Below are 12,392 nucleotides of genomic sequence, written 5' to 3' on the forward strand. Positions count from 1 at the left end.
CGTGTTACACTGTCTTATGAAATTGGTATGAGTAACGTTAATCCCCGCCCTCTGTTAACTCGCCTCTTTTACCGCTTGCGCCGGGATGGGTTTGCCTTGGGAATTAATGAATATTTAGCTGCCTTACAAGCTATGGAGGGCGGCTGGGGAGTGCAGGATGCCAATGCTCTCAAAAAACTTTTGCGGACGCTTTGGTGTCATTCCCTAGCCCAACAAGACCATTTAGAAGTCATTTTTCGTTCCATTAGCGCAGAAGAGAGCCAAGAGGAAGCAAAACCAAGGGAATTTCCATCAGAATCACCGGAATCATCGTCCTCCCCTAAGAATCCTCCTCCTGTATCCTCTGGGGAACAAGTTACCTCAAGGGTAGACTCTCCTACTCCAGTTCCTGAATTATCCTTACTGCCGGTCAAATCATCAATCAATTCATTAGAACAGACAGAAGACCGGGATTTCCAAGGGTATTATCCCATTTCTCGCAGGTATATGGTTTATAGCTGGCGTTATTTACGGCGGATGGTGGCAGATGGTAGAGAAGATGTTCTGGATGTGGAAGGGACAATTGCCAAGGTCTGCCAACAGGGATTTTTTTTAAAGCCCAAATACAGCCGAAGGGAGCAAAATCACGCTGATTTGCTATTGTTGCTGGATCAGGAAGGCTCCATGACTCCCTTTCACCGCTTTACGCGAGATTTAGTGGAAACTGCCCAACACGACAGTAATATCGAACGGGTGCGGGTGGGCTATTTCCACAACGTTCCACCAGAGTATGTTTATAAAGACCCTTATCTAACCGAAAAGGTAAAGTTTGAATCGATTTTGGCAGAGTCCGATGGGGATACCAGTGTTTTAATTGTCAGCGATGGGGGAGCAGCTCGTGGCGATCGCCGTTCGGAAAGATTTTCAGCAACCGCTGAAGTTTTGTGGCACATTAAACAGCATACCAAGTTAATTGCCTGGTTGAATCCCGTTCCCTCTGAACGCTGGCAGGGAAGCACTGCCCAATTTATCGCTCATTTAGTACCAATGTACCCCCTCGATCCTCATGGGTTAAATCAAGCGATCGCACAGATTCGTTAAGATCTATGACAACTTCCTCATCTGACCAATTAACGGGAGAATTAGCCAAACAACAAATTGAACGGTTTGTGGCCAGGTTTGAACCTAACTATCGATATCTAGCTTGTCATTGTGCCTTGCCCTTGGTCTTGACTCCGGAATTGGTGAATTATATCCGAGTGCAATTTTTACTGAACGAGGAAGTGCCTTGGATAGCAGAAGCGGATTTACTGTTATCGGAGTTATGCCGTCCAGTTGGTTATGAATTATATGCCATGACTCCGGCGGTACGGTCTAATTTATTGGCACAATTTGAAACACCAGAATTTCAGCATAAATTTGGCACAAATCGCCTCAAATCCGTCGCCCAATTGCTGATGGACTACGTGACTTATTTAATGGGAACCCATCCCCCTAGCCGACAGGGAGAATTCCAGGCACAACAATGGGCAGCCATGGTGTATTTAGATCAACATCGCACTCAAGCAGAAGAAGAGATTGCCACAGCCCTACAAGGATTGGTTAACCGAGGAAAAAATGGACAGGCAGAATTAGCCCGATTACAGCGTTTAATTCAAGAATTTAGACCCCAGTTGAGTCAATATGACCGATTAATGAAATTTGCTCAATCCCTCGGAATCTGGCTCAAAGATCAAATTCCCCCTGATGCTGGTCAATCCTATGGTGTTCATGGGGTAAACCTTAGCCTTAATCAAGTCACTCAGCTTGAAGGTTTTCCACCTTTGCAAACCTTTGAATGTGAGGTGGTAACCATTGGGCTGGGAGCAGGGACAGAGATTAACGCTAGACTTTTCCTTTCTTCAGGGGAACGGATATCAATAGATCTTGTGCTAGAACGTTTTACGTTTGAAGTGGCAACTATTGAGTTGAAACCAACACGCCGGTTGAGAACAGAAACAGAACTAATTATCAACCGTCATCAGCATGGAGCTTATGGTTTTACCGAAGACTTAGGGAATGGAGTTGAGCTAGAGATGGTTGGCATTCGTGAAGGGAGCTTTATCATGGGTTCTCCAGAAACCGAAGAGGGGCATAGCAAAAGTGAAAGTCCCCAGCATCAAGTCACCGTTAAATCCTTCTTGATGGGTAAATACCCAGTTACCCAAGCCCAATGGCAAGCTGTGGCCGCCCTACCCGAAGTCAAAACAGAACTTGAACCCGATCCATCCTATTTTAAAGGGGAAAACCGACCTGTAGAGAGAGTCTCTTGGTATGATGCGGTGGAATTTTGTGAGCGACTTTCCCAGTATACGAAACGCCAGTATCGCTTGCCCAGTGAAGCCGAGTGGGAGTATGCTTGTCGAGCAGGTACAACGACTCCGTTTCATTTTGGTGAGACAATTACAACCGACCTAGCTAACTATGATGGCAACTATACTTATGGCTCTGGTTCCAAAGGCAAATATCTTGAGGAAACAACCCCAGTGGGGAGTTTTAGGGTAGCCAATGAGTTTGGACTCTACGATATGCATGGAAATGTGTGGGAGTGGTGTGCAGACCATTGGCACTCAAACTATGAAGATGCACCAACTGATGGTAGTGCCTGGGAAGATGAGTCTAACAATAATAACGATAATGATAATCTATCCCGGCTGTTGCGGGGCGGTTCTTGGCGCAGCGACCCTGGATTCTGCCGTTCTGGGTCTCGCCCCTTCTATAATCCGCTCCTCAGGCGCAGCGGCAGCAAGTTTGGTTTTCGTGTGGTGTGTGGGTGTGCGTGGACTCTTTAGCCCTTTACCCTTTTGCCCTTTTGCCCTTTACCCTGTTTTTTTTATTCTTGTGGAACAGGCTTCTAGCCTGTTGCGGGCATAGCTTGCCTGTGTCAAGCTCAATCAACTAATAATATTGGTCACTGGCAAGATCTAATAATATTGGTCACTGGCAAGATGCCAGTTCTACAACTAATAATAATATCACGCGGCAAGATGCCAGTTCTACCGGTAGAAATCTGTTGTATAAGCATCTCTTGTAGAACAGGCTTCCAGCCTGTGATGCATAATCATCTTGATTACTGGCAAGATCTAATAATATTGGTCACTGGCAAGATGCCAGTTCTACACAAGATGCCAGTTTTACATCAGTAAAACCAAACAATGGTGATGGCAGAAACAAGTAAAGAAGAACAGCAATCAGAACTTAATATCAAACGCCATCGGCGACAAATTCAGTACTTCACTGAAGACTTGGGAAATGGTATCACCTTGGACATGGTTGCCATCCCCGGTGGCACTTTCGAGATGGGTTCCCCAGAAACCGAAGAGGGGCATACAGACACAGAAAGTCCACAGCATCAAGTCACGGTTAAATCCTTCTTCATGGGTAAATACCCAGTTACCCAAGCCCAATGGCAAGCGGTGGCCGCCCTACTCCAAGTCAAAAGAGAACTTGAACCCAATCCATCCTATTTTAAAGGGAAAGACCGACCTGTAGATACAGTCTCTTGGTCTGATGCGGTAGAGTTTTGTGAGCGGCTGTCCGAGTATACCAAACGCCCTTATCGCTTGCCCAGTGAAGCCCAGTGGGAGTACGCCTGTAGAGCTGGAACAACCACCCCGTTTCATTTTGGAGAGACGATTACTACAGAGTTTGCTAATTACAATGGAACAGATGATCAACACGGTGGTTGGAAAGGGTCTTATGGTAATGGGCCATCAGGGATTTATCGTAGAGAAACCACCCCAGTGGGTAGTTTTGGGGTAGGCAATGATTTTGGACTCTACGATATGCATGGGAATGTGTGGGAGTGGTGTGCAGACCATTGGCACTCAAACTATAAAGGTGCGCCGACAGATGGCACTGCCTGGCAAGATGAACCGGATAGCCATAATGAAAATGATAATAAATATCGGGGGTGGCGGGGTGGTTCCTGCTACACCTTGCCTAAAAACTGCCGTTCTGGGTCTCGCGGCGTCTTTAATCCGGCCTTGAGGCACCTCGTCGGCAATATTGGTTTTCGTGTGGTGTGTGCCCAGGAGTGGACTCCGTAACCCTTTACCCTTTTCCCAATGTGGAACAGGCTTCCAGCCTGTGATAGGCAGGCAAAATTTTTGGTATGGCAGTTGTAGTAAAGGTTAAGATATATTTCTGCGTTGAAGCTTCCTACTCCCTAAGAATTTTTCAAACTAAATAATTTGGCAAAAAGGCATGGATATAGCCTAAAAGTGTGATTTAATGACGTCTAAAGTGTTAGAGGGTTTTTTTAGCTATTAGGTGAGCTTGACCTTGGCGAATTAAATTCACCACGGGTCGCACCTGAGGTACACAGGATTTTTTCCCTGTTCCCTATTCCCTGTTCCCTAGAGCCTAAAATTATGACTTTGAAAATTTTCTGTGACCAGAACTATCTGCCAGAGGGCATGACCTATGAGGCAATCCTATACCCCTTTTGGGGCAAGCCTCCCGAAAATCCTGAGGATCCCATTAGTAGTTGTTTTGACCACTATGTAGAGATTGGAAAGTCTCTATTTAAGATGTCGTCTCTGGAGGAAGCAGATTTTGCAATTGTACCAGTTAATTGGGCACTATGCAATTCTGAATTGGAACATAAAGCCAGACAATTAGCAGAAAACGTTAAATCAGCAGGCAAGCCCTTAATCAGTTTTTTTGGTGGAACTTCTTCCCATCTTAACTTACCGATTGAAAGTGATTTTGTATTCCGTAACTCCCTCTATCGATCCCTTAGAAAAAACAACGATTTTACCCTACCTCACTGGAGCGAAGACTTTGTTGAAAACTATCTGGACAACAAACTCAATATCCGCCAAAAATGCTTAAAACCGGTAGTTGGTTTCTGTGGTTATGCCGTCAGGAAAAATCCCAAAACCCACTTAAAATTTTTATGGTCTAGAGTCAAAAAGAATGTCTTGAACTTGACAACTACTATTCCTCCCTATAATTGGGGACATGTGTTAAGAGGTCGAGCCTTAGATATCTTAGCCAAAGACCCTAACATAATCACCAACTTTCTGATTAGAGAACGCCCAGTTTTCTTCAATCAACCGGACTTCAAGTTGAAGCAAAAGCATCGGCTGGAATTTGTGTATAACCTAATAGACAGTGACTATATCTTCTGTTGCCGTGGCTCAGGTAACAATTCCTTTCGCTTCTATGAAGCATTGTGTTGTGGCAGAATTCCAGTTCTTGTAGATACCGATTGTGTGCTTCCCTACGACTTTGACATTGATTGGAAGAAATACTGTGTTTGGATAAAGGAGAATGAACTTCATTTAATTGGCGATAAAATTGCTGAGTTTCACGACAATCTATCATCCCGGGAATTTGTAGATTTACAGTATGAATGTCGCCGGATTTGGAAAGAACGAGTATCCCCAGAAGGGTTCTTTCGTAATTTTCATCGTCATCTGCCTATAGCAAAGGGAACAGGGAACAGGGAACAGGCAACAGTAGGGTGCATCTGATATAGCGCTACGCGCAAGTCAGAAGTTAGAAGTCAGAAGTCAAAAGTAAGCTAGGACTAGGTTTCGGAGTTTAGAAATGTCAAACATCTAAATGCGTAGTGCTATTTTTGTAAAAAAGAAGGGAAGTGTGGGGCGGGGGCGCGGGAATTTTATTAGAATTTTTGCCTAATTTCATAAACTAAAAAATATCAGGTCAGTTTGCACGATGAAAGTCACAACTAAACTAGCACAATTAAGGGCGTTGCTGAATTAAGGAATGAATGCGCGATAATCTGGTTTTATTAAAGCCCCCTAAATCCCCCAATTCTGGGGGACTTTGAGAGTTTTTCCCCCCAGAATTGGGGGGCTAGGGGGGCGAAACCATACTCAGAATCAGCAACGCCCAATTAAGAGCTAATTCCGGAAATATCAGTTACGAAGAAATTTCTGAATCTACGGGAATCGATCGGCAAGAATTAAGGGAACTTGAAAATGGGGAAGCGAATGCGATGAAGCGTTCGCAAAGCGTGGCCCAAAGGCCTCAGCTTCCGCTAAGAGCGATCGCTTTTACTACCCTCGCTCAACTCTGCGCCTTCTTTCACTGTAGTCCCAACGATTTATTGATTGTAGACTGGGAGGGGGAAGAAATAGAGAAAGCTTCACAGATAATGAAACAGACATTTACCAATGCTGAGGCGATGCCACCCCGTTATGCGGAGGAAATTTGGGATACTTTTTAAGGGACTATCTAGCTAGGGCAAACGCATCTAAATTCTAGAAGCCTTACTCAGAAGTGATGTAGTGCGGTCTTGGGGAAGCAGGGTCAAATAGCAAATATGAGATCCACCCACTTCGGATCAGTAAAATGTATTAACTTATAACCTTAGTGCTATAACAGCTTAGTTGTCCGAATGACGTACCAAACCTCAGATCATTTTATGCATCTGATGGTTTCTCCCTGACACGCTCTTTCCAATATCCTGGCTCACGACTACAGTGCATCACCGCCACAATTAAAATGTAATCTTCCTCAATAGTGTATAAAATCCCGTAGGGAAATTTACGTGTCAGACATCGAGGAATATCTTCATCAATAACAGCCCAACGAGTTGGTGACGCAACAATTCAGAAAATTGCATCCTCAACTACATTGATAAATGCCTGTGCCAATTCAACTCTACGTTCTGCGTAAAACTCGACTGCTTCACCATATTCAGTCAAGGCTGCTGGGTGAAAGACATATTTCATGGCTCCAGAAGTCGCCTCACTCTAGCTAACCCTTCCTCTCCAGGAATAGGCTGAACCATACCACTTCGGATTTCATCTCGACGCTTCTTAGCTTCACTTACCCAAAGTGCTTGTAGGTTTTCGTCTACATCAAACTCAAGACTTTCAACCAGCTTCTGAGCCAACAATGCTCTCCATGCACTGGGCAAAGATAAAGCTTCTTTGATTACTTGCTCAACAGAGACCATAACATTCGGGCATCATAGATAATACCCAGAGTCTAGCAAAAAAGTAGTAAACATAACACAGAATAAAAATGCGATTGGCCGTAGGTCATCGCTACTTGAGGTGCATCTACTGAATTTGATATCAACTCAATCGCTGGCAAAGCCACAAAGCAAAGACTGGAATTGTGCTTGGGGCTCAACCAATTCAAATGGCGCTGATAAATCCAAAAGATTCACGGGCTTTTGCATCCCAATCCCAAGTGTAGACATCTTGCGGTGGTACACCTTCACTGTTCATGTTTTCTACAGCGTACTAATTTAAGCTTGTACCCATTATCCCCTCAATCGACACAGCAAAGCGCTAGAGCATCGGTTTAGTAATCAAAATCAAAAAATATTGTTATTATTACTTACACTTCCTGGGAGTTACCTGCAATCCAAGTAGCTATAGACTCTTGATTTTCTATTCCTTCTACTAAATTATTAATCTTGATCACGGCTTCTTCTTCTGCGGCCACTAACTCATATCCGTTTAAACGTAAAAAAACGTCGATGACAGCAAGGGCAATTCGCTTGTTACCATCGACGAAAGGATGATTTTTTGCCAAACTAAAAGCGTAGGCTGCTGTCAGATCAAACAGACTAGCACTATCACTGTAAGCAAATAAATGTTTAGGTCTAGCTAAACTACTGGAAAGTAAATTCGGATCTCTTAATCCAAAACATCCGCCATGCTCTAGGATTAACTCGTCATGGATAGCTATTACTGCTTGCTCTGGCACCCAGCGAGGCTCTTTCACTTAGCTAATTCCCGAAAAGCATTGCGATAGTTTTTGCGAGTTATCGCGAAAGCTTCCATTGCTGCCTCGAATTCAGAATTATCTGGAATACTAGCAGGATTTGACACTGTAATACTCATTTCCTTTTGAAGCTGAACCAGAAGTTGCTGAATTGGGACTGATTCTTGAGCTATTTCCTTAGCTGAAGCTACAGAGTCTGAGGCATTTAACACCGTAATAAAATTCCGAAGGTCTTCTTGATAACTCTCGGCTGCATCTTCAAAATCAGACCCAGCGCAATTGAGGCGTTCTCCTGGGTCAGCTTGCAAAATACCACGAGCCTTCTTGTAAGCCTCTTCCAAGGGAGCCAAACCCTTAGCCAAGAAATGAAGATTGGAAACACCGGAGGGAAACTCCTTCCCAAGGGCATTTAACTCACCCTGAAGTTCCGCTGAGAGTGAATCCTCTAGCTGAGTTAGGGCGACCAAGAAGGCTTTGAGGGTGATTGCATCTAGGGAGTTCATGGCTTGAAGTGTGCGTTTATTAGCTCAGGCAAGTCAAAAAGGATAAAGCGTCTTTCATTGGGCATCATAGATAATACCCAGAGTGTAGCAAAAAAGTAGTAAACATAACACAGAATAAAAATGCGATTGACCTACAGTCACGCTACTTGAGGTGCATCTACTGAATTTGAGATCAACTTAAACGCTGGCAAAGCCACAAAGCAAACAGAGGTAAAGCCAGTCGGTAGCCTTGCTCGGAGCCATAAATCAAACCTTTGTGCTGCAACCCAGCGATCGCTCCTTGGAGAGAACCCCCTCTCGATAGGTAATGCTTTTGAATGTAATCTCGACTTTGTGGCTTGTCGGTAGGGTCTAGGGCCAGGGATTCTAAAAGATGGGCTTGATTAGCTGGAAGCAGCATCAGTAATGACTCGAAGACCATGGATAAGTCCGCTAGCAGTTCTTGGATGGCCTGCTGAACATGGCCATCACGAATTAGCCCATCAGAAACTCGTACCGACTTGAGGCGTCGCACCAGTGCCGAAGCATCACCGAAGTGTCCTTGGACGGCATTGACAAAGATTTCCAGTGCTTGCGATCGCGGATCGAAGGTCAGCCGTTGCGTATGCAAAACTTCAGTTACCCAAGCCGCAACCACATCATTAGCTAAAGGAGCCAGCTGCACGATTTCCAAATTATTCCCTGGTTCATGGGGATAAATACTAGTTTCTGCAATCGTTGCCACTAGTACATAACTTACCTGAGTCTGACCCTCGATCTGTTCCCTCAAAAATTTTTCCCACACCCCATGACGATCCCAAGAGCGGATGTGGGGGAAACTTTCCAAAATCAACACTACCCGTTCCCCCTCAGATTCAGCTAACCTTTGCAGGAGATCGAGTAATGCTTCAAATGCTTTCCGTTGCAGCTCTTTGCTCTGGATCCGAACTGGTTTAAGTCCCTCTGTGCCACTGGCTTCATCCTTCAGGACAAATAATTCCGCTGCCTTACCTTCAATCCAATCTGCCATTAGAGCTTGAACCGTTGCCATTGGAAAGGTCTGGTTTATGCTCTCCCACAGCAGTTGCACAAAGCGCTGACCATCCGTAACCCGGATGCAGTCAACCTCCAGGATTTTAACTCCAACTTCCCGTGCGGCCCGCCTTACCAAAGTCCGCCGTCCGCTTCCGGGCACTCCCACAATCAGCAGATTGCCATCACGGGCTAAAACTTGAGTGATGCGCTGGAATTGTGCTTGCCGCCCAACCAATTCAAATGGTACTGATAAATCCAAAAGATTCACGGCTAATGCATCCCGATCCCAAGTGTAGACATCCTTCGGCGGCACACCTTCACTAGTTGGCAACCCCCCAATTGTATCGCTAACTGTATCGCTGACATCCTCAGGGCTGAGGTTAACCATTGATTTGCCATCAGTCGATTCTGTCATCTGCTATTGCCCGTGTTTTTCCCAATTCCAAGCTCAAACCAAAACCTTGGTGTGGCATGAGTCTATAGTTTACCTTGGAACTTTTCAATAGTGTCAATCGTTCCTAGCACTATTAAAACGTGCTATATATTTTATAGCACTGTTCGACAGTATCATTGTATAAAGATAATTACCACCAACCCTTACCCAATAGGCAAAAACCCGTGTTAGAAGCATTCATATTTGCCACAATATTGTGCGGATTTTTCGGCATCATCCTGAAAAAGAACCTGGTTATGAAAATCATCTCTATGGATATCATGAGCACGGGGGTGATTGCCTATTACGTGTTGGTTGCATCCCGAGATGGTTTATTCACACCCATTCTTTCAAACGTCGAAAATAGGGCTTACGCAGATCCAGTTCCCCAGGCAGTGATCTTGACAGCGATTGTGATCGGCTTTTCGATTCAAGCCTTGATGCTAGTAGGTGTTATGAAACTGGCACGGGACAATCCCACCCTGGAAAGCAACGAGATCGAGAATAATAATACCCCATGAGTACCATTACCATTGCCTGGATTGCCCTACCGCTATTTGTGGGATTCAGCATTTATCTGATCCCCAAACTTGACCGATACCTCGCCCTAGGCGTTGCCATGGTTTCGGTTGAATATGGGACACAGCTATTTCTTCGAGCAAAATCGCCATTAACCTTACAGCTGCTAGATAATTTCGGTGTCACATTACTAGTTGATCAATTAAGCGCCTTTTTTATCTTGACCAATGGGCTGGTAACGGCAGCAGTCATCCTCTACTGTTGGCAAAGTGGTAAAACAGCTTTTTTTTATACCCAAACCATTATTTTACATGGCAGTGTCAATGCCGTATTTATCTGTGCAGATTTGATCAGTTTATACGTAGCATTAGAGGTAATCAGTATTGCTGCGTTTCTGTTGATTGCCTATCCCCGAACCGACCGATCAATTTGGGTAGCCTTGCGCTATCTTTTGATCAGCAATACAGCCATGCTGTTTTATCTGATCGGCGCAATTTTAGTCTATCAGGCCAATCATTCCTTTGCCTTTGAAGGCTTGGGCGGAGCAACTCCAGAAGCTCTTGCCCTGATCTTTCTGGCACTGTTAGTCAAGGGGGGAATATTTGTATCAGGATTGTGGTTACCCTTGACCCACTCCGAATCTCAGAGCCCAGTGTCGGCGTTGCTATCGGGAGTTGTGGTCAAAACGGGAGTCTTTCCACTGTTGCGTTTTGCTCTGATTGTGGAGGAACTTGCTCCCATCGTCAGGATATTTGGAGTGGGGACAGCGCTTCTGGGAGTAGGCTATGCCGTCTTTGAAAAAGATACCAAGCGTATGCTGGCTTTTCATACCATTTCCCAGTTAGGCTTTATCCTCGCCGCACCAGAAGTGGGGGGCTTTTATGCCCTGACCCACGGCCTGGTGAAAGGGGCGCTCTTTTTAATCGCGGGTGTTTTGCCCAGCCGCAACCTCAAGGAACTGCAACATCAGCCGATTAATACCCAAATCTGGATTGCCCTGGCTATAGCTAGCTTCTCAATTTCCGGCTTTCCCTTATTGTCAGGCTTTGGGGCGAAGGTGTTGACCATGAAGAATCTAGTGCCCTGGCAAGTTATCGGTATGAATATTGCTGCCGTAGGAACAGCAATATCCTTTGCTAAATTCATTTTTCTGCCCCATGGGGATGGCAGCCAAGGGCAGGTAAAGGTCGGTTTTTGGTTAGCGATGATACTGTTGCTCGGTGGGCTGATTGCCGTCAATGGTGTGTATTACCAAGCATATAATTATGCCAATATTATCAAACCCCTGGCAACCATTGCCCTTGGGTGGTTGGCATATTTGTTGATTTTCAAACGATCTGTAATCAAGCTGCCCCGTGTGCTTGAAGAATTTGACCATCTCATTGGGATGATGAGTCTGATGTTAATCCTACTGTTCTGGATGGTGTTTCAACCATGATTGGGCATCTAAATCTAATCTTACGACTGGTTATCTGGTTTTTGCTGACTGCCAATCTGAGTCCGTCAAATATCATCATTGGCATTGCGATCGCATTCCTATTACCAGGACGCCCCAAAACCCCAGAAGCCTTAAAGGATTGGCTCCGGGTGCTCGGTGAAGTGATAGTGGCGATTCCCCAGGCATATATTGAGGCATTTGAAATCATGCTCCGTCCCCATAAGCACGAAGATGTGATCATGGAAGGAGTCAAACCCCAACGGACCCCTGGGCTAATATTCCTGGATATATTCCTGATCACCTTTACACCAAAAACCATTGTGTTGAAATACCACCAAGATGGCAGGTACGAAGTACACCGGGTTAGACGGAGGAGAAAGCGATGACACTGATCCTGATTGCCATGATTCTGGCTCTGCTCATCCCCATTTATGAGGCTTGGCAAGATGATGATATTTGGCAAAAAATGTTGGCATTTGCCAGTATTGCCACCAAAACATCGATCATGATCCTAGTGGTATCTGTTTTGCGCGATGATTGGATGATCGGTGTTGTCGGGGTGATCATCCTGAGTGTGGGGAATGCTGGATTAATGCTACTGGCACATGTAATTAAACGAGTCAATAACCCCAACCTAAGAGGATGGGGCGAGGGATGACGACCAACTGTCCGTGTTTGACTAGACCATTGAGCCGAATTTTGGTACGAACATCCGGATGCTTCCCCAGTCCGGATCTCTTCAAAACTGTGTCGT

Annotated in this window: 13 protein-coding genes and 1 pseudogene; 9 read left to right on the forward strand and 5 right to left on the reverse strand. The window is 45.1% G+C overall.

Annotated features, from left to right (window positions below; all coding sequences use genetic code 11):
• The first annotated feature begins 27 nt into the window (after positions 1-27).
• The 5 genes from LYNGBM3L_RS29085 to LYNGBM3L_RS29105 all read left to right on the forward strand — a co-directional run bounded on the left by LYNGBM3L_RS29085 (position 28) and on the right by LYNGBM3L_RS29105 (position 6,217).
• Positions 28-1,080, forward strand: coding sequence for a hypothetical protein (locus tag LYNGBM3L_RS29085; protein ID WP_008189873.1), 1,053 nt, complete (start codon positions 28-30; stop codon positions 1,078-1,080).
• Positions 1,081-1,085: 5 nt separating this feature from the next.
• Positions 1,086-2,810: a formylglycine-generating enzyme family protein gene (locus LYNGBM3L_RS29090; protein ID WP_008189877.1), complete on the forward strand. Its 1,725-nt coding sequence runs from the start codon at positions 1,086-1,088 to the stop codon at positions 2,808-2,810.
• A gap of 363 nt (positions 2,811-3,173) precedes the next feature.
• A complete protein-coding gene (locus tag LYNGBM3L_RS29095) occupies positions 3,174-4,067 on the forward strand; it encodes a formylglycine-generating enzyme family protein (RefSeq protein ID WP_008189878.1) in 894 nt (297 codons plus the stop codon).
• 324 nt (positions 4,068-4,391) lie between these two features.
• The gene (locus LYNGBM3L_RS29100; RefSeq protein ID WP_008189879.1) at positions 4,392-5,498 is read left to right on the forward strand and encodes a glycosyltransferase family 47 protein; all 1,107 of its coding nucleotides are present in this window, start codon (positions 4,392-4,394) and stop codon (positions 5,496-5,498) included.
• Positions 5,499-5,986: 488 nt separating this feature from the next.
• The gene (locus LYNGBM3L_RS29105; protein ID WP_008189880.1) at positions 5,987-6,217 is read left to right on the forward strand and encodes a hypothetical protein; all 231 of its coding nucleotides are present in this window, start codon (positions 5,987-5,989) and stop codon (positions 6,215-6,217) included.
• Between the two features lie 196 nt (positions 6,218-6,413).
• On the opposite strand, the pseudogene LYNGBM3L_RS50685 reads toward LYNGBM3L_RS29105, so the two are convergent.
• The 5 genes and pseudogenes from LYNGBM3L_RS50685 to LYNGBM3L_RS29130 form a co-directional block, all read right to left on the reverse strand.
• Positions 6,414-6,725: pseudogene (locus LYNGBM3L_RS50685) on the reverse strand (type II toxin-antitoxin system RelE/ParE family toxin).
• Positions 6,722-6,952: an addiction module protein gene (locus LYNGBM3L_RS29115; RefSeq protein ID WP_008189886.1), complete on the reverse strand. Its 231-nt coding sequence runs from the start codon at positions 6,950-6,952 to the stop codon at positions 6,722-6,724. The pseudogene LYNGBM3L_RS50685 and the gene LYNGBM3L_RS29115 overlap by 4 nt, the downstream one beginning before the upstream one ends.
• Before the next feature lie 389 nt (positions 6,953-7,341).
• Complete coding sequence (locus LYNGBM3L_RS29120; protein ID WP_008189890.1) at positions 7,342-7,731, reverse strand: type II toxin-antitoxin system death-on-curing family toxin; 390 nt, start codon at positions 7,729-7,731, stop codon at positions 7,342-7,344.
• Complete coding sequence (locus tag LYNGBM3L_RS46780) at positions 7,728-8,234, reverse strand: hypothetical protein (protein WP_008189891.1); 507 nt, start codon at positions 8,232-8,234, stop codon at positions 7,728-7,730. Before LYNGBM3L_RS46780 ends, LYNGBM3L_RS29120 begins: the two co-directional genes overlap by 4 nt.
• Before the next feature lie 172 nt (positions 8,235-8,406).
• Positions 8,407-9,663 carry an ATP-binding protein gene (locus LYNGBM3L_RS29130; RefSeq protein ID WP_008189893.1) on the reverse strand — a complete coding sequence of 419 codons (1,257 nt, stop codon included), beginning with the start codon at positions 9,661-9,663 and terminating at the stop codon, positions 8,407-8,409.
• Between the two features lie 203 nt (positions 9,664-9,866).
• Between LYNGBM3L_RS29130 and LYNGBM3L_RS29135 the strand changes: the two genes are divergently transcribed.
• Genes LYNGBM3L_RS29135 through LYNGBM3L_RS29150 form a run of 4 tightly spaced genes read left to right on the forward strand, consistent with a single transcriptional unit; the run spans position 9,867 to position 12,296 of the window.
• Positions 9,867-10,202: a cation:proton antiporter subunit C gene (locus LYNGBM3L_RS29135; RefSeq protein WP_044495399.1), complete on the forward strand. Its 336-nt coding sequence runs from the start codon at positions 9,867-9,869 to the stop codon at positions 10,200-10,202.
• Positions 10,199-11,638 carry a cation:proton antiporter gene (locus LYNGBM3L_RS29140; protein WP_008189897.1) on the forward strand — a complete coding sequence of 480 codons (1,440 nt, stop codon included), beginning with the start codon at positions 10,199-10,201 and terminating at the stop codon, positions 11,636-11,638. The genes LYNGBM3L_RS29135 and LYNGBM3L_RS29140 overlap by 4 nt, the downstream gene beginning before the upstream one ends.
• Complete coding sequence (locus tag LYNGBM3L_RS29145) at positions 11,635-12,024, forward strand: Na+/H+ antiporter subunit E (RefSeq protein WP_008189899.1); 390 nt, start codon at positions 11,635-11,637, stop codon at positions 12,022-12,024. The genes LYNGBM3L_RS29140 and LYNGBM3L_RS29145 overlap by 4 nt, the downstream gene beginning before the upstream one ends.
• Positions 12,021-12,296, forward strand: coding sequence for a hypothetical protein (locus LYNGBM3L_RS29150; RefSeq protein WP_008189901.1), 276 nt, complete (start codon positions 12,021-12,023; stop codon positions 12,294-12,296). The genes LYNGBM3L_RS29145 and LYNGBM3L_RS29150 overlap by 4 nt, the downstream gene beginning before the upstream one ends.
• Positions 12,297-12,392: the final 96 nt, after the last annotated feature.

This window comes from Moorena producens 3L (genome assembly GCF_000211815.1).
Taxonomy (GTDB): Bacteria; Cyanobacteriota; Cyanobacteriia; order Cyanobacteriales; family Coleofasciculaceae; genus Moorena; species Moorena producens.

Excerpts from the sequence above, each read along its gene's own strand:
- LYNGBM3L_RS29090 (WP_008189877.1), top strand. The coding sequence starts at position 1,086 with ATGACAACTTCCTCATCTGACCAATTAACGGGAGAATTAGCCAAACAA.
- LYNGBM3L_RS29150 (WP_008189901.1), top strand. The coding sequence starts at position 12,021 with ATGACACTGATCCTGATTGCCATGATTCTGGCTCTGCTCATCCCCATT.
- LYNGBM3L_RS46780 (WP_008189891.1), bottom strand. The coding sequence starts at position 8,234 with ATGAACTCCCTAGATGCAATCACCCTCAAAGCCTTCTTGGTCGCCCTA.
- LYNGBM3L_RS29145 (WP_008189899.1), top strand. The coding sequence starts at position 11,635 with ATGATTGGGCATCTAAATCTAATCTTACGACTGGTTATCTGGTTTTTG.
- LYNGBM3L_RS29105 (WP_008189880.1), top strand. The coding sequence starts at position 5,987 with ATGAAGCGTTCGCAAAGCGTGGCCCAAAGGCCTCAGCTTCCGCTAAGA.
- LYNGBM3L_RS29100 (WP_008189879.1), top strand. The coding sequence starts at position 4,392 with ATGACTTTGAAAATTTTCTGTGACCAGAACTATCTGCCAGAGGGCATG.
- LYNGBM3L_RS29130 (WP_008189893.1), bottom strand. The coding sequence starts at position 9,663 with ATGACAGAATCGACTGATGGCAAATCAATGGTTAACCTCAGCCCTGAG.
- LYNGBM3L_RS29140 (WP_008189897.1), top strand. The coding sequence starts at position 10,199 with ATGAGTACCATTACCATTGCCTGGATTGCCCTACCGCTATTTGTGGGA.
- LYNGBM3L_RS29115 (WP_008189886.1), bottom strand. The coding sequence starts at position 6,952 with ATGGTCTCTGTTGAGCAAGTAATCAAAGAAGCTTTATCTTTGCCCAGT.
- LYNGBM3L_RS29095 (WP_008189878.1), top strand. The coding sequence starts at position 3,174 with ATGGTGATGGCAGAAACAAGTAAAGAAGAACAGCAATCAGAACTTAAT.
- LYNGBM3L_RS29085 (WP_008189873.1), top strand. The coding sequence starts at position 28 with ATGAGTAACGTTAATCCCCGCCCTCTGTTAACTCGCCTCTTTTACCGC.